This is a genomic window from Allobosea sp. Root381 (genome assembly GCF_001429395.1).
Classification (GTDB): Bacteria; Pseudomonadota; Alphaproteobacteria; order Rhizobiales; family Beijerinckiaceae; genus Allobosea.
In genome coordinates this window covers 47039-66501 of record NZ_LMJT01000017.1, presented here as the reverse complement: position 1 = coordinate 66501, position 19463 = coordinate 47039, and the positions used below count along the sequence as shown (strand labels likewise).

Annotated in this window: 19 protein-coding genes; 10 read left to right on the top strand and 9 right to left on the bottom strand. The window is 66.2% G+C overall.

Annotated elements, in window-relative coordinates; genetic code table 11:
• Window positions 1-53 precede the first annotated feature (53 nt).
• Window positions 54-767, top strand: coding sequence for a fumarylacetoacetate hydrolase family protein (locus ASE63_RS15620; RefSeq protein WP_056802892.1), 714 nt, complete (start codon window positions 54-56; stop codon window positions 765-767).
• Between the two features lie 246 nt (window positions 768-1013).
• On the opposite strand, the gene ASE63_RS15615 is transcribed toward ASE63_RS15620, so the two are convergent.
• The 5 genes from ASE63_RS15615 to ASE63_RS15595 are packed head-to-tail and all read right to left on the bottom strand — an operon-like array spanning window position 1014 to window position 6215.
• Window positions 1014-1979 carry a hydroxyacid dehydrogenase gene (locus ASE63_RS15615; protein ID WP_056802926.1) on the bottom strand — a complete coding sequence of 322 codons (966 nt, stop codon included), beginning with the start codon at window positions 1977-1979 and terminating at the stop codon, window positions 1014-1016.
• A gap of 10 nt (window positions 1980-1989) precedes the next feature.
• Window positions 1990-2880 carry a dihydrodipicolinate synthase family protein gene (locus ASE63_RS15610; RefSeq protein ID WP_056802890.1) on the bottom strand — a complete coding sequence of 297 codons (891 nt, stop codon included), beginning with the start codon at window positions 2878-2880 and terminating at the stop codon, window positions 1990-1992.
• A 41-nt stretch (window positions 2881-2921) separates the two neighbouring features.
• Complete coding sequence (locus ASE63_RS15605) at window positions 2922-4073, bottom strand: iron-containing alcohol dehydrogenase (RefSeq protein ID WP_056802887.1); 1152 nt, start codon at window positions 4071-4073, stop codon at window positions 2922-2924.
• Between the two features lie 13 nt (window positions 4074-4086).
• Window positions 4087-5127 (bottom strand): 4-hydroxythreonine-4-phosphate dehydrogenase PdxA, encoded by a 1041-nt coding sequence (gene pdxA / locus ASE63_RS15600; RefSeq protein ID WP_056802884.1) that lies wholly within the window; start codon window positions 5125-5127, stop codon window positions 4087-4089.
• Window positions 5124-6215 (bottom strand): four-carbon acid sugar kinase family protein, encoded by a 1092-nt coding sequence (locus ASE63_RS15595; protein ID WP_056802881.1) that lies wholly within the window; start codon window positions 6213-6215, stop codon window positions 5124-5126. Before ASE63_RS15595 ends, pdxA begins: the two co-directional genes overlap by 4 nt.
• A 304-nt stretch (window positions 6216-6519) precedes the next feature.
• Between ASE63_RS15595 and ASE63_RS15590 the strand changes: the two genes are divergently transcribed.
• The 8 genes from ASE63_RS15590 (at window position 6520) to larB (ending at window position 14707) form a co-directional block, all read left to right on the top strand.
• Window positions 6520-7293 (top strand): FadR/GntR family transcriptional regulator, encoded by a 774-nt coding sequence (locus tag ASE63_RS15590; RefSeq protein ID WP_082609988.1) that lies wholly within the window; start codon window positions 6520-6522, stop codon window positions 7291-7293.
• A gap of 174 nt (window positions 7294-7467) precedes the next feature.
• Window positions 7468-8439, top strand: a complete 972-nt coding sequence (locus ASE63_RS15585; protein WP_056802877.1) for a tripartite tricarboxylate transporter substrate binding protein — start codon at window positions 7468-7470, stop codon at window positions 8437-8439.
• Window positions 8440-8500: 61 nt separating this feature from the next.
• Window positions 8501-8971, top strand: coding sequence for a tripartite tricarboxylate transporter TctB family protein (locus ASE63_RS15580; protein ID WP_056802874.1), 471 nt, complete (start codon window positions 8501-8503; stop codon window positions 8969-8971).
• 13 nt (window positions 8972-8984) lie between these two features.
• Window positions 8985-10484, top strand: a complete 1500-nt coding sequence (locus ASE63_RS15575) for a tripartite tricarboxylate transporter permease (protein WP_056802872.1) — start codon at window positions 8985-8987, stop codon at window positions 10482-10484.
• A 47-nt stretch (window positions 10485-10531) separates the two neighbouring features.
• Window positions 10532-11854, top strand: coding sequence for a lactate racemase domain-containing protein (locus ASE63_RS15570; protein WP_056802868.1), 1323 nt, complete (start codon window positions 10532-10534; stop codon window positions 11852-11854).
• An 11-nt stretch (window positions 11855-11865) separates the two neighbouring features.
• Entirely contained in the window at window positions 11866-13194 is a 1329-nt protein-coding gene (locus tag ASE63_RS15565) for a LarC family nickel insertion protein (protein ID WP_082609987.1), read from the top strand.
• Complete coding sequence (locus ASE63_RS15560; protein ID WP_056802865.1) at window positions 13194-13997, top strand: hypothetical protein; 804 nt, start codon at window positions 13194-13196, stop codon at window positions 13995-13997. The genes ASE63_RS15565 and ASE63_RS15560 overlap by 1 nt, the downstream gene beginning before the upstream one ends.
• Window positions 13994-14707 carry a nickel pincer cofactor biosynthesis protein LarB gene (gene larB, locus ASE63_RS15555; protein ID WP_056802862.1) on the top strand — a complete coding sequence of 238 codons (714 nt, stop codon included), beginning with the start codon at window positions 13994-13996 and terminating at the stop codon, window positions 14705-14707. The genes ASE63_RS15560 and larB overlap by 4 nt, the downstream gene beginning before the upstream one ends.
• Window positions 14708-14777: 70 nt before the next feature.
• On the opposite strand, the gene ASE63_RS15550 is transcribed toward larB, so the two are convergent.
• The 4 genes from ASE63_RS15550 to ASE63_RS27760 all read right to left on the bottom strand — a co-directional run bounded on the left by ASE63_RS15550 (window position 14778) and on the right by ASE63_RS27760 (window position 18650).
• Complete coding sequence (locus tag ASE63_RS15550) at window positions 14778-15170, bottom strand: hypothetical protein (protein WP_056802858.1); 393 nt, start codon at window positions 15168-15170, stop codon at window positions 14778-14780.
• A gap of 134 nt (window positions 15171-15304) precedes the next feature.
• Window positions 15305-16384, bottom strand: coding sequence for a response regulator (locus ASE63_RS26630; protein WP_156410395.1), 1080 nt, complete (start codon window positions 16382-16384; stop codon window positions 15305-15307).
• Complete coding sequence (locus ASE63_RS15540; RefSeq protein WP_162261784.1) at window positions 16381-18066, bottom strand: PAS domain-containing sensor histidine kinase; 1686 nt, start codon at window positions 18064-18066, stop codon at window positions 16381-16383. The genes ASE63_RS26630 and ASE63_RS15540 overlap by 4 nt, the downstream gene beginning before the upstream one ends.
• A 92-nt stretch (window positions 18067-18158) precedes the next feature.
• The gene (locus ASE63_RS27760; protein WP_056802851.1) at window positions 18159-18650 is read right to left on the bottom strand and encodes a molybdopterin-dependent oxidoreductase; all 492 of its coding nucleotides are present in this window, start codon (window positions 18648-18650) and stop codon (window positions 18159-18161) included.
• 240 nt (window positions 18651-18890) lie between these two features.
• Here ASE63_RS27760 and ASE63_RS27755 point away from each other — a divergent pair, with 240 nt between their 5' ends.
• Window positions 18891-19394 carry a hypothetical protein gene (locus tag ASE63_RS27755; RefSeq protein WP_162261783.1) on the top strand — a complete coding sequence of 168 codons (504 nt, stop codon included), beginning with the start codon at window positions 18891-18893 and terminating at the stop codon, window positions 19392-19394.
• The last annotated feature ends 69 nt before the right edge of the window (window positions 19395-19463 follow it).

Sequence of the window (19463 nt, the reverse complement as noted above, 5' to 3'; positions counted from 1 at the left end):
GCCGCGTGCTCACCTTATGCTCCGCGATCATCGTCAATCAGCCATGGTGCTCGATGTCCACACTCGCAGAATTCGCCGTTCCCGCACCCGTTCAGTCCAGCCTGCCGGTCATCGGCTCATCGGCGCGCTTTCCGGTGCGGAGAATCTATTGCGTGGGGCGCAACTACGTCGCCCATGTCCGCGAGATGGGCGGCGACGAGACCCGCGACTTTCCGCTGATCTTTCAGAAGCCCGCGGATTCGATCGTGCAGGATGGGGGAACGGTTCCCTATCCGCCGAAGACCGATGATTTCCATTTCGAGCTCGAGCTCATGGTGGCGATGAAAGGCGGCGGCTACAACATTCCGGAGGAAGAGGCGCTGTCGCACGTGTTCGGCTACGGCATCTGCCTCGACATGACCCGGCGGCGACTGCTGGATACGCCCGACGGCCCGCGCATTCCGTGGGAGTTGAAGAAGTCCTTCGACCATTCTTCACCGTGCGGGCCGGTCTACCCCGTCGAGCAGGTGGGGCATCCCGCGTCGGGCGGTATCAAGCTTGAAGTCGACGGCGTGGCGCGCCAGGATTCCGTGCTCTCGCTGATGATCTGGCGCACGCCCGAGATCATCTCGACGCTTTCGAGATATTATTCGCTTCAGCCTGGCGATCTGATCATGACCGGAACGCCCCATGGCGTCGGCGCGGTGCTGCCGGGCAATGTTCTCCTCGGTTCGATCGAGGGACTGGGACAGCTGACGGTCACGATCGGCGAAGCCGCCGTCGCTTGATCGCACCAGCGCGCGTGCCTGTCGGTTTGGACGGCAGCCTCATCGGGCCGCGCGTCCTCAATCAATAGTTCAATAGCCGACATGGCGAGTCTGCCGAGAATCCGACATTCCCCAATGACCCAGGCGAAGGTTCACGAGGGAAGTGGATACCGGATAACCGGATTTGACCGCTCGCCCCGAAGGCTTCGTCCGGAGCGGGTGCGCTGATGCCGTGTCATTCCGGATCGAGCCCGTCTCGATCCGGTGTTATCTGGCCACGAAGAAGCGCTGCGGCACGTCCTCACCTTTCAGGAACGAGACGACATTCCCACAGGTGATCAGCGAAACCTCTCGGCGTGCTTCCTCCGTGACCCCGCCGACATGCGGAGAGACCACCACGTTGTCGAGCGCCCAGAGCGGGTTGTCGGCCGCCGGCGGTTCCGGCGCGAAGGTGTCGAGCCCGGCGCCTGCGATGCGGCCCTCGCGCAGCGCCACGACGAGGTCGGTCTCGTTGATCACCTCGCCGCGCGCGGTGTTGATCAGCAGCGCGCTCGGCTTCATCAGCCCGAGCGTGCGCGCATTGATCAGGTCGCGTGTCTGCTCCGTCAGCGGGCAGTGCAAACTGACGACGTCCGAGGAGGCCAGCAGCGCGTCTAGATCTGGTGCGCGCCGGCATTCGCGGCCGAAGGCGTCGTCCGGCGCGAAGGGGTCGTAGGCCTCGACGCTCATGCCGATGGCGCTGGCCATGCGGGCGAGATTGCGCCCGATAAGCCCCATGCCGACGAGGCCGAGCTTGCGGCCCCGCAGCTCATGGCCCTGATAGCTCTTGCCAGCCCAGTTGCCGCCGCGGACGAAGGCGTCCTGCCGGCGCATGTCCTTGATCAGCGCGAACATCAGCGCCAGCGCGTGCTCGGCGACCGAATGGGCGTTGGCGCCGACCGCGGCCATGACGGGGATGCCGAGCGCCTTGGCCGCGGCCACGTCGATATCGTTGGTGCCGGCGCCGTGCTTGTGGACCAGCCTGAGGTTCGGCGACGCCCGCAGGATCTCGTCATCGATGCGCTCGACGAGCCGCACGATCACGGCATCGGCGCGATGCGCGGCAAGCAGCGCGACGACTTCGTCCTTGGCGGGATAGGGGCCCGTCGAGAGCGAGGTGATGCCGGCGGCAGCCAGCATCGCCTCGCCTTCCGGCGCCACGGGGCCGCCGAGGCTGACGACTGTGAAGCTCATGCTGCTGCCCTCAGCCGACGGCTTCGGCATTGGCGGCGGAAACCGCCGCGACCCCGGCATCGGCCTCGGCCGTGATCAGCACCGGGGCGCGGCTGGCGCCGACCTCCGGCATCGCATGGCGCAGGGCGCGCTTCACCATCGCCGGCGGGAAGCCGAAGGCGTACAGGTCCTTGCGCAGCGCGCTGAAGCGGGTCTGCGCAGCCTCGGCGGCTTCCATGTCGCCCTTGTCGAAATTCGTGCCGATCGCATTCACCGTGACTGGCGAGACGTTGCCGAGGCCCGAGATGTTGCCGGTCGCGCCGTTCTTGAGCCCGTGCAGGATCAGCGAGTCCGGGCCGACCAGCACGTCGAAATCGTCACGCTCGCGAGCGATCTCCAGGAAGCCGTCGAGGCTCTCCTGCGAGCCGGCGCTGTCCTTGATACCGATGATGTTCGGGTGATCGGCGAGGATGCGGGCCGTCTCGGGCTCGATCGTGTTCCCGGTGCGGGCGGGGATGTTGTAGAGATAGACCGGCAGGGACAGCGCGTCCGCGACCTTCCGGTAATGCTCGATCAGCTCCTCCTGCGAGCAGGCGATGAAGGAGGGCGTGATCGCCGAGACGGCGCGCACGCCGAGCTTCTCGACCTGCTTGCCGAGCGCGATGGTCTGCTGCGTGGAGATCTCGCCGATATGGGCGAGCACCTCGAGGCGGCCGGCCGCGGCCTCGACACAGATGCGTGCGACCTCGACCTTCTCCTCGAAGGAGAGCGCATAGAACTCGCCATTGGTGCCGGCGCAGAAGATGCCGTTGCCGGCCCCGACCTGGCGCTCGACCTGGCGGCGCAGGGCGGCGGCGTCGATGGCCTCGTCCTTGTCGAAGGGGGTGACGATGGCGACGAAGGTACCCTTGATCTTGCTCATGTCTGCATGCCTTGGCGAAGAGGAGAGGCGGATGGCGCGGTTCAGTACGCGGCGCGATACATCGCGAGGATGTCGTCGCGGCTGAGATCGCGCGGATTGTTGTCGAGAAGGCGGCGGATTGCGTGGGCCTCGCCGGCCATGACCGGCAGGTCATCCTCCGGCACTTTCAGCGCCGAAAGCTTCATCTCGCAGCCGAGTTCAGCGCAGTACCGATGTGCGGAGGCGAAGACCTCCTCCTGGCGCGAGGAGGCCGGCAGGCCGAGCGCGGCGAGAATCGCCGCCGTCTTCTCCGGCGCGACCGGCGCGTTATAGGCCAGTGTGTGCGGGAAGATCAGCGCGTTGGCGGCGCCGTGCGCGATGTGGTGGCGCGTGCCGAGCGGATAGGCGACGGCGTGGCCCGAGGTCGTGTTGACCGGGCCCAGGCAATAGCCGCCATAGAGCGAGGCGAGCGACAGGCCGGCGCGGGCCTCGATATCGGAGCCGTCGGCGATGGCGCGGCCAAGGAAGCGGCCGACCAGCCTGACGCCCTCGAGCGCATACATGTCGATCAGCGGGTGCGCCTTCTTGCTGGTGAAGGCCTCGACGCAATGCGCCATCGCGTCGACGCCCGTCGCCGCGGTCACGGCGGACGGCACGGTCAGCGTCAGCGCGGGATCGATGATCGCGATGTCGGCGAGCATGAAGAGGCTCTGCACCGCGAGCTTGTTCTGCGTCGCCGGGTCGGTGACGAGCGCGCGCGTGCCGGCCTCGCTGCCGGTGCCGGAGGTGGTCGGCACCTGCATCAGGGCCGCGCCCTTCTTCGCCACCTTCTCGGGGCCGACGACCTCGTGCAGCGTCTGGCCTGAGCCGGGCAGCACCGCGACGAGCTTGGCCAGATCCATGGCACTGCCGCCGCCGAAGCCGATGACGAGGTCGGGCTTGACCTCGGCGGCCAGCGCCAGCGCCTCGTCCAGGTTTGGGACGTCCGGCTCCGGCTTGACGGTGCCGAAAACCGTGACCTCGCCCTCGAGGCCGAGCACGTCGACACGGCCGGCATTGAAGGCGTCGGCCACCACCAGGATGCGACGGAAGCCCCGGCCGGCCGCCCAGCGGCCTGCCAGTGGCGCGGTGCCGGCGCCGAACTCGATGACATGCGGGCGCTGCAGCGCGATCGGGGTGGCGAGGCTAGTCGCGACGGGGGTGTGGATGGTCATGTGTCGGCTCCCGTCAGGCTGCGGCCGTCGCGGCAAGGCCGCGTGCGGCGGCCAGCTTCTCGGCGTATTCGATGGCCTCGATCAGGCTGAGTTCGTTGGCGATGCCCTTGCCCGCGATGTCGAAAGCGGTGCCGTGGTCGACCGAAACCCGGACTATCGGCAGGCCAAGCGTGATGTTGACGCCCGAGAGCGCGTCCCATTTGCCGGTCTCGGGGTTGACGTTGAAGCCGAGCAGCTTGACCGGGATATGTCCCTGGTCGTGATACATCGCGACCACGGCATCATACTGGCCCGCGCGCAGCTTGACGAAGACCGTGTCACCCGGCACCGGCCCGACGACGTCGAACCCGTCGGCAACCGCCTTGGCGATGGAAGGGGCCGAAACCTCGTCGTCCTCCTTGCCGAAGAGCCCGCCTTCGCCGGCATGCGGGTTGAGGGCGGCGATCGCGATCTTGCGGCGGCCGGGCGCGAGCGCCTGGAGCGCCTCGTCGGTGCGCTCGATGACATAGCGCAGGCGCTCCGGCGTCAGCTTGCCGGGCACGTCCTTGAGCGCGACATGAGTCGTGACATGGCTGACGCGCATGTTGCCATGGGCCAGCATCATCACCGAGCCTTTGGACTCGGTCAGCGTCGCCAGCATGTCGGTGTGGCCGGCGAATTTGTAGCCTGCCTTGTTCAGCGCTTCCTTGTTCAGCGGTGCGGTGACGATGCCCTGGATGCGGCCGGTTTGCGCCAGCCGCACTGCCTTTTCCACGGCGAGATAGGCGAAGCGGCCGCCATCCGACGACAGAACACCCGGGCGGATCGGCTCTCCCTCGGGGCCCGCCTGCAGGCAGGCGAGGTTCGGCCAGACGTCACCTTCGGACACCTCGGGGATGTCGATCGCCGCGCCCATCATGCTTCGGGCTTCGAACAGCGCAGCGTTGCTGCCGATGACGAGCAGGCGCAGTTCGCCGCTCGCCAGCCGGTCCTTCAGCGCCAGGCAGGCCTTGATGATGATCTCCGGGCCGACGCCGGCGGGATCGCCCATGGTGATTGCGAGATGTGGTTTCATGCTGCCGCTCCGGCGAGGCCCGCGGGATCGCCCGCGGCCAGCTGCTTCAGGAGATCGGGACCGCCGAAGGCCCCGGATTTCGATATGACGGTGATGCCGTCCCAGCGCCCACCGCGCATGCTCGAGCGCGGGACGCCCGGCACGATCTCGCCGGTTACATCGAGGCGCTCCGCACCAAGCGCGTCGCAAAGGCCGCGCAAGGTCTCCCCGCCGGAGGCAAACAGCGTTCCCGGCCGGTCGAGCCGGGTCAGCAGTTCGGCAAAACGCGCTTCGATCAACCTGTTTGCCTCTGCCCTCGGCATGCCCGCCGCAAGATCGATGCTCACAAAGGCGATCTCGTCCCGGGCTAACCCGGCGGCGACTGCGTCCTCGCCGCCCATCATTGGAAGCAAGTGATGGAGAGAGCCTAGCCGGGCAAGCTGCGCGCGCATCGCCCCGTGCTCGGAACCCACGAGCCCGAGAATAGGCCGAGGAAGCGCGGTTGGCGCCTGCCGGGCGAAGCCGGCCGCGCGAGCGAGGGCAGCAGCCAGGCCGGCGCTGCCGACCCATAACGTATTTCGCTGCCCCCGGCCGGCCGCGACGACGGCATCGAGGTCATCGTCGGTCTCGGCATCCCAGAAACTGACGCCGGGCGGGATCGCAGCTCCGGGAGCAGCTTGCACGACATCGAGCCCGTCGCCCCTCAGCTCTGCGACGAGGTCGCAGGGGACGGGCCGCCAGCCCTCCGCGGCGATAACGCCCTGGCGCCCGCCACGGGCGATCCGCCCCTGCGCCGGGAAGGCCGGAGCGACGATGCAATGCGCCGGGCGCAAGATTGCGAGGATGGCGGTGATCTCTGCGGCTTCCTGCCCGCGCAAAAGGCTGTCGATCTTCTTGAAGGCAAGACCGGGAAACGCCTGCCAGAGGGCTGGGGCGATGGCACTCACCGAAGCTCTGGCCCGCTCGGCCGAAAGCTCCCGGGACGCGCTGTCACACGCAACGGCTCCGACCAGATCCGGCAGGCCATGCCACGACACGGCGACCGGTTGCTCGGGCGTGGCGAAGGCCGCGGCACTGTCCAGCGCGCCGGTGAGGTCGTCGGCGAGCATGCGCAACTTTGCTGCGGACGGCTCCGAAGCGACAGGCAGGGCATGGCTCGCAGCTGCTGGCTTAGCCACCGATGACGAATCCTCCGGCGCACGGCGCCATGTCCTCGTTGATCGGGCCATTGGTTATGAGGCGCACCCCGCAATGTCAACATGTTGTAATGTTGATCTCATCGTGACAATCTGCCGGGCGATGCAAACCGTGCCCAGCCGCCAAGAATGCCGTTGGCGAACGGGCTGGGAACTCGCATTGTAATACTCCCGAGCTGCCTGACCGCAGCAATGAGATTGATTCCGGAAACCTGTCATGCCGGCTCGTGCCGCTTCTGAAGCAGATGTGGACTACGGGCCGAACAGCCCCGATGAGATGAGCGAGCGTGCGCATCGCACACCGCTGGTCGAACGGGCCTATCAGTTCATTCGCGCCAAGATCGGACGGGGAGACTACAAGCCGGACGAGAAATTGCCCGGCGAGCACGAACTGGCAGCGACATTGCTGGTTTCGCGGCCGATCGTGCGCGAGGCGCTGCGGCGGCTGCGCAACGAGGGGTTGGTCTATTCGCGGCAGGGGGCCGGCAGCTTCGTCAGGATGCGCGTCGAGGAAGCCCCGCCGATCGGGTTCTCGCCGGTCGAGACGATCGCGGACATTCAACGCTGCTATGAGTTTCGGCTTACAATCGAGCCGGATCACGCCCATTACGCGGCACTTCGTCGCAATGACGCCGCGCTCGGAGCAATCGCTTCCGCGCTTGATCTGATGCAGAACGCGACGCGTGCTCACCTTCATCGGGAAGACGCGGATTTCGCCTTCCACTGCGCGATCGCCCACGCCACGAACAATCACTATTACATCTCTTCGATGCTCGCCCTGAAGGATCACATCGCGGTCGGGATGAAGCTCCACGGCGTGTCGCTGATGGGCCCGAAATCCGGGTTGGACGGCGTATTCGCGGAACATCAGGCGATCTTCGAAGCCATCAGGCATCGCGATGCCACGCTCGCGCGCGAGACGATGCGCAGCCATCTTGAGGGCTCGCGCGACCGAATCTTCGAGGGCAAGGCCCTCGATCTTTCGCTTTGACGACCGATATGGCTGTCGCGTTGCGCGGCGTCCCGACATGACTTGACAAATATACGACAACTGAGCAGGTTCCCCGCCGTGCCGCCAGCAGCGGCTTCCGGCGTGTCTCAGCGGCCTCGCCATTTTCATCAAGCGTCCGAACACAAGGCCGCGTGGAAAAGAACTGGAGGAATCATGGTTTTCAAAACGATCGCGGCGGCCTGTCTGTCGCTCGCCTTGGGCGCCCCGGCGCTGGCGCAGCCGGCCTATCCGAGCAAGCCGGTCACCATCGTGGTGCCTTTCACGGCTGGCGGCACCGCCGACATCATCGCGCGCCTCGCTGCCGAGCATCTGCATAAGAAACTGGGCCAGCCCTTCGTCGTCGAGAACATCGGCGGCGGCGGTGGCGTGTCCGGCGTCGAGAAGGTCGTGAAATCCGCGCCCGACGGCTACACACTGGTGCTGGCCTCGACGTCGAACCTGGCCGTCCATCCCACGCTCTACGGCGCGAAGTTCCCCTATCAGACGCTGCGCGACCTGAAGCCGATCACCCAGGTCAGCGTCGTTCCGAACGTGCTCGTCATCAATCCGAGCAAGATTCCGGCGCGCACGGTGCCCGATCTCATCACCTATCTGAAGGCCAATCCCGACAAGGTCAGCTTCGGTTCCGCCGGCGTCGGCACGACCCAGCACCTTGCTGGCGAGCTGTTCATGCAGCGCACCGGCGTGAAGATGGTCCATATCCCCTATCGCGGCTCCAGCGCGATGCTGCCCGACCTGCTCTCCGGCAGCGTCGAGCTCGCCTTCGACAACGTGCCACTGCTGCTGCCGCAGGTGAAGTCCGGCAAGCTCCTGGCCCTGGCCGTTGCGACGCCCGAGCGCGAGGCGTTCGACAAGGACATGCCGACCGTGGCCGAATTCGTCCCCGGCTTCGAGGCGACCGCCTGGCACGGCTTCCTGGCTCCGGCCGCCACGCCCGATGCCGTCGTCGAGAAGCTCTCGACCGAGATCCAGGCCTTCATGAAGGCGCCCGAGACGGTCAAGAAGATGCAGGAACTCGGGATGACCCCGATCAGCACGACGCCTGCTCAGTTCACCGACCTGATCAAGTCGATGACCGTGCAGTGGAAGGAAGTCATCGAAAAGGGCAACATCAAGCCCCAGTAATGCGATCATGCGTGGGCGGCGCGTTGCCGCCCACGCCTCTTTATCTTCGAATGGATCACCCATGACCGGCAACAGCTTCAGGAAGGCCCTGCTCAGCCAGGACGGCCTGTCCGGCTTGATGTTCATGGCCGCCGCAGGTGGCTTCGCCTATCTCGCGCAGGATCTGTCCCTGGGCACCGCCCTGCGAATGGGCGCCGGCTATTTCCCCCTGGTGCTGTCCGGGCTGCTCGCCCTGATCGGCCTCGCCATCCTGCTTCGGGCGCTGGCGAGCGAGGCGATCGCGCCGTCGGCCATCGCCTGGCGCGGCCTCCTTCTGGTCGTCGCTTCGGTTCTCGTCTTCGGCCTGGGGCTGGGGCGGCTGGGGCTCGGCCCCTGCGTCGGCATCGCGACGATTCTCTCGGCGATGGCGAGTGGACAGGTCGGCTGGCGCGCGGCTATCGCGCTTGCGGCCGGACTCGTGCTGTTCACCTGGGCCGTCTTCATCCTCGGGCTAGGCCTGCCTATCCCCATGCTCGGCTCCTGGCTGTCCTGACGAGGATCGAATTGTGGATCTTTTCAGCAATCTCGCGCTCGGCCTGTCCACGAGCCTGAGCGTCACCAACCTGTTCTACTGCTTCATCGGTGCGCTCTTCGGCACGCTGATCGGCGTCCTGCCCGGCCTCGGCCCCGTCGCCACCATCGCGATGCTGCTGCCGATCACCTTCGGGCTGGAGCCGGTGTCCGCGCTGATCATGCTCGCCGGCATCTATTACGGCGCGCAGTATGGCGGTTCGACCACGGCGATCCTGATCAACCTGCCAGGCGAAAGCACCTCGGTCGTGACTGCGATCGACGGCTACCAGATGGCAAGGAAGGGCCGCGCTGGAACAGCGCTGGCGACAGCAGCGCTCGGCTCGTTCTTCGCGGGCACGGTCACGACGCTCTTCATCGCGCTGTTCGCACCGCCTTTGGCCAATCTCGCGCTGCAGTTCGGCCCGCCCGAATATTTCGCCCTGATGGTGCTCGGGCTGATCGCGTCGATCACGCTGGCCTCCGGCTCGCTGCTGAAGGCGCTGGCGATGATCATTCTGGGTCTGCTGCTCGGCCTCGTCGGCCGCGACGTCTACACCACCGAGGCCCGCTTCACCTTCGGACTCGAGAACCTGAGCGATGGCCTGCAGTTCGTCGCGCTGGCGATGGGCATCTACGGCATCGGTGAGATCGTGCGGAACCTGGAGAACCCGGAACAGCGCTCGGTCGGGGTCGCGAAGGTCGGCTCCCTGATGCTGAGCCGCGAGGATTTCCGCCGGATCGCCGCGCCGGTGCTGCGCGGCACGGGGCTGGGCTCCCTGCTCGGCATCCTTCCCGGCGGCGGCGCCTTGCTCTCCTCCTTCGCCTCCTATGCGGTGGAAAAGAAGTTCGCCAAGAACCCCAAGGAGTTCGGACAGGGCGCCATCGAAGGTGTGGCCGGGCCGGAAAGCGCCAACAATGCCGGCGCCCAGTCCTCCTTCATTCCCATGCTGACGCTCGGCATCCCGTCCAATCCGGTGATGGCGCTGATGGTCGGTGCGCTGATCGTCCACGGCATCACCCCCGGGCCGGCCTTCATCAACGAGAAGCCGGACCTGTTCTGGGGCCTGATCGCCTCGATGTGGGTCGGCAACCTGATGCTGGTGATCCTCAACCTGCCGCTCATCGGCATCTGGGTCCGCCTGCTGACAGTCCCCTACAACTACCTGTTCCCGGCGATCGTCGTGTTCTCCGCGATCGGTGTGTTCAGCGTGAACAATGCCGGTGCGGATGTGTTGGTGATGGCAGGGATGGGGGTGTTCGGCTATCTCCTCTACAAGCTGAACTGCGAGCCCGCCCCGCTGCTGCTCGGCTTCATTCTCGGCCCGATGCTGGAGGAAAACCTGCGTCGCTCCATGTTGCTGTTCCGCGGCGACGCGACCCAGTTCCTGACCCGGCCCCTGACCGCATCGCTGCTGGCGATTGCGGTCGTGAGCCTCCTGGTCGTGCTGCTGCCCGGGATGTCCCGAAAGCGCGAAGTCGTGTTCAAGGAATAGGAGCGCAGTAGGGCGGCGAACCGCCACTTCGCTCCGGAGAGAAAGATATGCGCCCGAGCTACGTAAAGCTTGTCGAGAACGTGAAGCCGCCGCGCATGGCGCTGGTGCGGCAGCATTTCGAGGCGCAGGACGTTGCCGATCCCGCGGTCGGGGTCCGCGAGGCGATGGCGGGCGCAGGCTTCGTGCGCGAGAGCATTCGTCCGGGCATGTCGGTGGCGCTTACCGTCGGCAGCCGCGGCCTCGCCAGCCTGCCGGAACTGGTGCGCGCCATCGTCGCGGAGTTGCGCGCGCTCGGCGCCGAGCCCTTTATTGTACCCTCCATGGGCAGCCACGGCGGTGCCACCGCAGAGGGCCAGACCAAGGTGCTCGCCCAGCTCGGCGTCACCGAGGCGAGCGCCGGTTGCCCGATCCGCTCCAGCATGGAGACGGTCGAGGTCGGCGTGCTCGACAACGGCATGTCGGTGCGCATCGACAAACTCGCTTATGAGGCGGACGGCATCGTGCTGTTCAACCGCATCAAGCCGCACAGCGCCTTCCGCTGGGAGAACGAGAGCGGGCTCGCCAAGATGCTCTCGATCGGGCTCGGCAAGCAGTCGGGCGCGGACAACTGCCACGCCTGGGGCTTCAACTATGTCGGCCGCTTCGTCGTCGAGATGGCGCGGGTCAAGCTCGCGACCTGCAAGGTGCTGTTCGGCATCGGCACGGTCGAGAATGCCTATGACCGGCTGTCGAAGGTGGTCGTTCTGCCGACCGAGGGCATGATCGAGAAGGAGCGCATCTATCTCGCGGAGGCAATGCGCAACATGCCGCGCCTTCCGCTCGGCCCGCTCGACCAGCCGCTCGCCTCGGGCCCGCTGGACGTGCTCCTGGTCGACTATGTCGGCAAGGAATTCTCCGGCAGCGGCATGGACCCCAACATCACGGGGCGGCCTTCGACCACTGCGATCAAGGGTGGTCCTTCCGTCTCGCGGATCGTGGTGCTCGACGTCACCGACAAGAGCCAGGGCAATGCCAATGGCGTCGCTCGTGCGGACGTGATCACTGACCGCCTCTTCAACAGATTCGACCGCGAATCCGTCTATACGAACTCGCTGACCTCCGGCGTGCTGATCGCGGCCTCGTTGCCGATGGCGATGCCCGACGACCAGACCGCGATCCAGGCAGCGGTGAAGACCTGCGAGTCGCATACGCCCGATGCCATCACCATGATCCGCATCCCCAACACGCTGCACCTGGAATATCTCTACGCTTCCGAGGCTTTGCTGCCGCAGATCGCCTCGCGCCCGGGCGTCGAGATCATGGGCGAGCCCGAGCCGATGCGGTTCGGCGCCGATGGCCGCCTGCTTGATCCCTGGCCAGCCGGCCACTGAAGCGGGTGGCCATGAACACGCCTCTCCATGTCCATCTCGACCCGGTGGGAGGCATCGCCGGCGACATGTTCGTCGCTGCGATGCTGGCGGCACGGCCCGATCTGGAGAGCCGCGTCCTGTCCGATGTCGCGGCTGTTCTGCCCGGAGGCGCCGGGGTGGTACGGCTCGCCGACATACTCTCGGGCGGCATCGCTGCCCGCCACTTCTCGCTTGCAGCGGCGGAGCCGACCTCCGGCGATACCGCCGGTCACGACGAGGGGCAGGGCCGGCATCACCGCCATGGACACGGGCACGGTCATGGGCACGATGACGGGCATCACCATGGGGCCGAGCCACGCGCCGCGGACCATGCTCACGGCGGTCACCACATCCATCGCCACGACCACTCTCATGGCCATGGCTCCGGCACCTTCGCTGGCATGCGCCAGACGATCCGCGCGGCACGGCTGAGCCCGGGGACCGCGGACGCTGCCATTGCGATCCTGACCATCCTCGCCGAGGCCGAGGCGCGCATGCACCGCATGCCTGTCGAGGAGGTGCATTTCCACGAGATCGGCGATTGGGATTCGCTGATGGACGTCGTCGCCGCCGGCAGCATCGCGGCCGCGCTCGACGGTGCGAGCTGGACCGTCGATCCATTGCCGCTGGGCGGCGGGCTCGTCAGGACCGCGCATGGGCTGTTGCCGGTGCCGGCACCCGCGACGGCGGATATCCTCACCGGCTTCGCCTGGCGCGATGACGGCGTGAGCGGCGAGCGCGTCACGCCGACCGGCGCGGCCATCCTCCGTTTCCTCGCCGGCAGCGGCAGCGCCCGGCCCGCGCAGATGCGCCTGCTCGGGGTCGGCTACGGCGCCGGCACGCGGACCCTGCCTGGCATGCCCAACGTGCTGCGCGCCAGCCTGTTCGAGCCGGCGGCCGCCGAGCAGGAGGTCGAGCCCCTGCTAGAACTCAGCTTCGACATCGACGACATGACGGGCGAGGAGATCGCGGAAGCTGCGGACAGGCTGCGTGCCCTTGCCGGTGTGCGCGACCTGCGGCTGGTACCGGCCATCGGCAAGAAGGGACGCCCGCTCATCACCTTCTCGCTGCTCGTCGAGCCGGAGAGACGCGAGGCGGTCGGCCGCGAGGCCTTTCTGCAGAGTTCCACGCTTGGCCTGCGCTGGCACGAGATCCGCCGCACGATCCTGCCGCGCGAGAATGGACTGACCGCGCAGGGATTGCGATTCAAGCAGGCGCAGCGGCCCGACGGCGCGACGACCGTCAAGGTCGAGAGCGATGCGCTCAGCGCGGCCGCGACATTGGCCGAGCGCCGCCTTACGGCGCAGCGGGAGCGGGGCTGATGGAGGAGGCCGATCGGGCGCTGTCACGGCTGCTCGCCAATCTGCGCGAGGCGCCTCCGCTCGCGATCGCGGTCAGCGGCGGCGTCGACAGCATGACGCTGGCCTCGGTCGCGCACCGGCATTCCGAGGTGCGGCCGATCATGATTCACGCCGTCTCGCCGGCCGTGCCGTCCTCGGCGCGGGCGGTGATCGATAGCCATGCCGCGACTGAGGGGTGGGATCTGACGATCCTCGACGCCGGAGAGCAGAACGATCCGCGGTATCGTGCCAACCCCTATAATCGCTGCTATTTCTGCAAGTCGAACCTCTATGGCACCATCCGCGCGACGACCGAGCGGACCATTGCCTCGGGCACGAATCTGGACGACATGGCGGAACATCGCCCCGGCCTGATCGCCGCCGGCGAGCATGACGTGCTGCATCCCTTCGTTGCGGCGCGTATCGACAAGGCGACGATCCGGGCGATTGCGCGCAGCCTCGGCCTGACGCAGTTCGCGGAACTGCCGGCCCAGCCCTGCCTCGCCAGCCGCATCGAGACGGGCATAGCGATCGTGCAGCGCGATCTCGCCTTCATAGACCGGACGGAGCGCGAGGCGCGCGCCTGCATCGGGCAGGACGAGACGGTGCGCGTCCGGCTGCGCCGCGACGGGGTTCATCTCGAGGTCGGCCGCGTTCTGGCTGCCGGCGAGCAGGCGGCGCTGGAGGCCGTAATGATGCGCGCGAGCGCCGCCGAAGACAGGACGTTCATAGGCATCTCGCCCTATCGTACCGGCAGCGCCTTCGTGAGGAACGCCGGTCCATGAGCGCAATTGTGCCGGAACGAGCTGTGATCGACTGGGATCGGACGGCGCGAACAGGGTTGCCCGAGGCCGTCTATGCCGAGGGCAAGTCGCGCGAGCAGATCGTCGATATACTCCTGCAGGCCAGGCAGGTGGGCAAGCCCCTGCTGATCACGCTGTTCGCGGCCGAGTGCGTCGCGGAGCTTCCGGCCGAGCTACAGGCAGAGCTCGATTACGATGAGCGCTCGCGGACTGCCTTCTTCGGCGCGGTGCCGGCCACGAGACCTTCCGGCATCATGATCGTCGCCGCCGGCCTCTCGGACATGCCGGTCGTCGGCGAGGCAGCCCGGACACTGGCCTTCTGCGGCGTCGGTTGCGAGATTGTGGCGGATGTCGGCGTGGCCGGGCTCTGGCGCCTGCTTGAGCGCGTCGAGGAAATCCGTGCGGCGCGGCTCATCATCGCTGTCGCGGGCATGGAAGGCGCCCTGTTCAGCGTCCTCGCAGGCCTGGTTCCGGCGCCGATCATCGCGGTGCCGACATCTGTCGGCCGCGGCGTCGCACAGGGTGGGCAAGTCGCGCTACACTCCGCGCTTGCCAGCTGCGCCCCTGGACTGGTCTGCGTCAACGTCGATAACGGATTTGGAGCCGCGCAGGCGGCTCTCCGCATGAGCGTGGCGTGGCGCCAGCGCGACACGAATGCGTTGGTGCAGACGCACCCAATCCAGGCTCAATGATTCCTGAGCATAGATCTTTGATATTGCACCGATTTTATCGGAAGCCGCAGGGTACTTTCGGGCCGATGCCTTAGTCTACGGACAAGGGCCCCTTGCGCCCGCTGGGGCTCCCGTCGGGGTTCAGGCCGTATCTGCGATAGAACTCCGCCTGGTCCTTTGCCAACTGAGCCTCCATTCTTGCGTCCGCCTGCCGCCGGAACGCTTCTCGGGCAGCCAGGCCGGCAGGGATCGTCACCAGGCTTGCGGCTCCGGTCGGGTCCCATGCGGCAGGCATGCTCATGAGCGCTTGCGCCGTTCCCAACGCGGCAGCCTCCGCATCGAGCTGTTTTTCCAGCGCGCGCGTCTCGTCTGAAAAGACCGGGCTGTCGAAACTCGATTGCGGTGAACTCTGGCAATTTGTGAGCACAGCCAGGCTCAGGAATGTCCCGACCGCGCGCGCTGATTGCAAGGCACGTATGGCCATTCGCGCCGATGCCGATGCCTGCCGCGCGAAAACGGAATGTCTTGATCGCATCGTTGCACCACCTCATTCGTCGGGTGGCGCTAGCATGGACAATCGGAGGCTTCCCCCTGCGAACGCAGGGGAACTCGCCCGCTTCAATGGCTCAACGATAATGGCAGCGTGGCCCGTATCAGGAGGGCGACGAGATCGGCTTGCCGGTTGGTATGGGTCTTCTGGAAGAGGTTCTGCAGATGGAAGGTGATCGTCGTCTGCTTGACACCGAACTCCTCTCCGATCTCCTCGAGCCTCTTGCCCGCGACCAGAGCCGCAGCCAGCCGGGCTTCGGCCGAGGTGCAGCCGAACAGGGAAGCCAGAAGCTCCGTTGAGATGTCGGCCTGCCTGTCGGGATCGACCGCCAGCGCGATGGCATGGCGGGCGTTGCTGCCCGGCACGCTGAGCGACGAGATCTGGAGGATGAGGGGATGCCCTTCGTCACGCGCGACCGCGAGGGTCTGGCTGGTTCCGGCATCCCGCAACACCGTGGCGAGTGCAGCCCTCAACGATTGCGAGGACGCGCTGGAACGGGCGAGCAGCCCCGTGGGCGTCAGCGACAAGCCGTCGCCCTTTCCGGCCAGCTGCCGGCCCGCCTCGTTGGCCATGCGGACTTCGCCCGTCTCCTCGAGCAGGAAGATGCCGATCGACAGCCGGTCCAGAGCCGCCGCCAAGGCGGCCAGCGCCACCTCGCCGTCGCGCACCGCCTCCTCGATCATTCTCTGCTGCTGGCGCTGGAGATCGGCAAGGAACGCGTCACGAATCCGGTCGACGAGTCGAAGCCGCGCCTTGAGCGTCGCCAGCAGGTCATCATAGTCGACTGGCTTGACCAGATAGTCGTCGGCGCCGGCATTCTTGCCGTTCAGCACCTCCGCCTTGTCGGCGAGCGCGGTGAGAAAAATGAAGGGCACTTCGGCGAGTTCGGGACGTTCGGCCCGAAGCTTCGCCATCAGCTCGTAGCCGCCGAGCTCAGGCATGGTGATGTCGCACAGGATCGCATCCGGGCGGATGTCTTCGAGCTTGATGAGCGCTTCCCGGCCATTGCCGGCCTCGATGACGCGGTAGCCCGCCGAAACCAGCTCCTCGACGATATCGGAGCGGAGATCCGGTTCGTCCTCGACGCAGAGAATGGTTCTCTGCCGGCTGGAGGCCGCATCCGTCATGCTCGAACGATGAACACTCATGCTGCCAGTGCCTCCTCTCTCGGGATCCTGAGAACGAAGGTCGAGCCGCCCGCCACCCGCGGAAGAGAGACGACATCGCCTTGGTGCAGCCGGGCGATGGTGCGCGCCACATGCAGGCCGATGCCGGTGCCTTCCACGCCGGCCGAGGTCCTCGCCCGAAAGAACCGTTCGAAGAGCTTGTCGCGCTCATCGTCGGGGATGCCGACGCCGCGGTCGCTGATGCTGATGTGGATCCAGCAATCGTCCAGCTCGGCCGTGATCTCGATCGGATCGGGCGGAGCCGAATACTTGACGGCATTGGACAGGAGATTGGCCACGACCTGATCGATCAGGAGCGGATCGCAGGATACCCAGTCGGGCAGCTGCTCCAGCGCCATCGTGAAGCGCCGGTTGGGGGTCGCCTCCTTCTGGCGTTCGCAGGCTTCCACGATGAGCTTCCCGAGATCGCAGCGGCGCGGTGCGAAGTCGATCTCCCCTGCATCCAGCTTCGCCGCGTTGAGGGTGCTCGAAACCAGCCTTGTCAAGCGCAGGATCGCCGTTCTGATCTTGCCCGCCCGCTCGCGGATTTCCTCCTCGCTCATCTCCTTCCCGCGGCGGATCATGCGCTGGGCGCTGGAATCGACGATCGAGAGCGGCGTCCGGAACTGGTGCGACACCATCGAGACGAAGCCCTTGTAGAGCTCGCGCAGGCGCGTCTCGCGTTCGAGCGCGTCCTCCAGATCGCCGGTGCGCTGCTTGACGGTCGCCTCGAGCTGGTCGCGATGCTCGAGCAACTGCATCCGGGCGAGATGTGCATCCGTGACATCCCGGATCAACAGGACGCCGCCGACGATCGCGTTTCCCGACCGGACCGGATGGGTGAACTTCTCGACATAGCGGTTGCCGTTCGGGACCGGGTGAGCAGGCATGTGAAGGCTTTGCCCCGCCACCGTGTCCCGTATCATGTTCAGGATGATGTGGCCGTCCGGCAGCCGGTAGGCATCCTTGATCAGGTGTCCCACGACATCGGCCCCGCCGGGAACGGGAAAAATCGTGCTCATCACGGCATTCAGATGCGTGCACCGGCCGTCCATGTCGAAGGCGGCGACCCCGTCACCGCTCGACTCCAGGAGCAGGTTCGAGAAATCGCGGTCGCGCCTGAGCGCAGCCTCGGCCAGAGCCACCGAGCGGAGGCTCTTCACCAGGCGCACCACGATGAAGATCCCGAAACCGAAGATCAGCAGTATGGCGGTGATCGCCTCGAGCAGGTTCCGCCTGTATGTGTCGCGCTGCGCGGCGAGGTCGTCGCGGTCCGCCGTCATGACGTCGTTCGACGCCGCGCTGAACACGACGGCATCGTTGAGGAGACTGTCGATGTGGGACTGCGGGAGCGGTGCCCGTGACACCATCGCGCGGCCCAAGGCTTCCTCGAACGTCTTGAGGTGAGAGAGCGCCGTCGCCAAAGGCTCGCTGCCGAGATTCCGCGCGATCACGTTCCGATAGACACCTTCCGAGAGCACGGCGAGGCGGCTGAACGCCATGTCGAGCCGGAGCTGGAGTTCCCGCACGTCGGCGTCCGTCCGATGGCCGCGGTTCCAGGCTTCGGCGGCCAAGGCAAGACGATGGTTCTCGAAATGAACCTGGGAGATGAACCACAGCACATTCTCGCCGAAGGAGCTGGACAGGTCCTCTTCTGTTTTCACCAATCGGTGCAGGGCCAGGCTTAGAAGCACGGCGCAGGCGGCGATGACAGCAATGGTAATAGCTGTTGCCGTCCGCTTTCCTGCCCCGCTGCTCATCTGATCTCTATCTTGTCGAGCTGCCACACCCATCGTGAATCATAGCGGTCAATCTGCAGGGCTGCCACAGCGTCACGTGGGTAGACGATCCAGAGCGGCCCCTTGTCGCGCCGCAGCAGCGGCTTTCCGTCCATCCGCGACGCGATCAGCACGCCGAATTCTTCCGCGTCGGAGATGGGAATATCGATCCGGTAGCCGTTGATGCCTTCCGCGCGAAGGATGCTGCCTGCGGGAGAGACCTTGTCCAGCAGGTCCTTCAGCCGGAAGCCTTCGAAACGCTTGATGCCCTCGGTCCAGGGAGAGCTCGTCACGATCTGGTGCCGCGGCAGCGACGACAGCATGCCTTCATCGAAGAGCGCCGCCTTGTCGGAATTCATTGCCCCGATCTTGCCCGTCAGGCTCAGGAGTATAGGCCCCGCCGGGCGCGCGAACTCTGCGGCACTTGCGGGAACGGCAAGCATCGCTGTTGCGATCAGCAGGGCAAGCATGGACCGCGAAGGCCAGGAGGGCCGCGCGCATCGAATCCGGCGCATCGAAGGTCTTTCAAGGTTCGGGAGCAGCTGAGCCAGGATAGGAGCGCGCGATGTCGCGTCCCCCCTGTGAACGGAGGGGGCGCCCGTCAATCGTTCCCAATATTGCCGTTTCGGCACTGGTTGCGGCGAAAGACTGGGGTGGCGATGAGGAACAGCGAGATCTGGCCCGGGGGCCGGCGAGCAAGCGAGCATTCCGTGCCGAGGGTCGGCAATCTGCTTGCCGGAATTGCCCTTGTAGCCGCGCTGGCTTTTGCCTTCGTACCGACCGGAGCCGCCGCCCTGGACATGCGCAAGGCCGGGACCGTCGTTACCATTCTCGAGCGGCTCTCCGTGGAAAGCGGAAAGACGGTCTATTTCGACGAAGAGGCGGCCGCGGAGTGGTTCGAGATCGATGAAGAGGCCTCGCGGCTCATCCCCGCCTCCGGCTTCACCCGAACCTCCTGGAAGGACGCGTTCGACCAGACCATGGCGGGCTTCATCGCCGCCATCCCGCCTGTCGAGCTCGAGACCATGATTGACGAGTTCGCGACCAGGCTCGGCGAGGCCGCAAAGATGACGACGGCGCAGAAGCAGGCCGCTCGGGAGATGCTCCGCGCCCATGCACAAGCCTTAGACAACGTCCGCAAGCGCGGCGAACAATATCGGGATGCTATGTTACCCTATGTTGCACGAATGAAAAAATTGTCAAACGCAAAATAGACAGGAAAATCGCAGGCCGATAATCTTCAAGGAGAGCGTTAATAGCCTTTCTTGATCGGGAATTTGAGT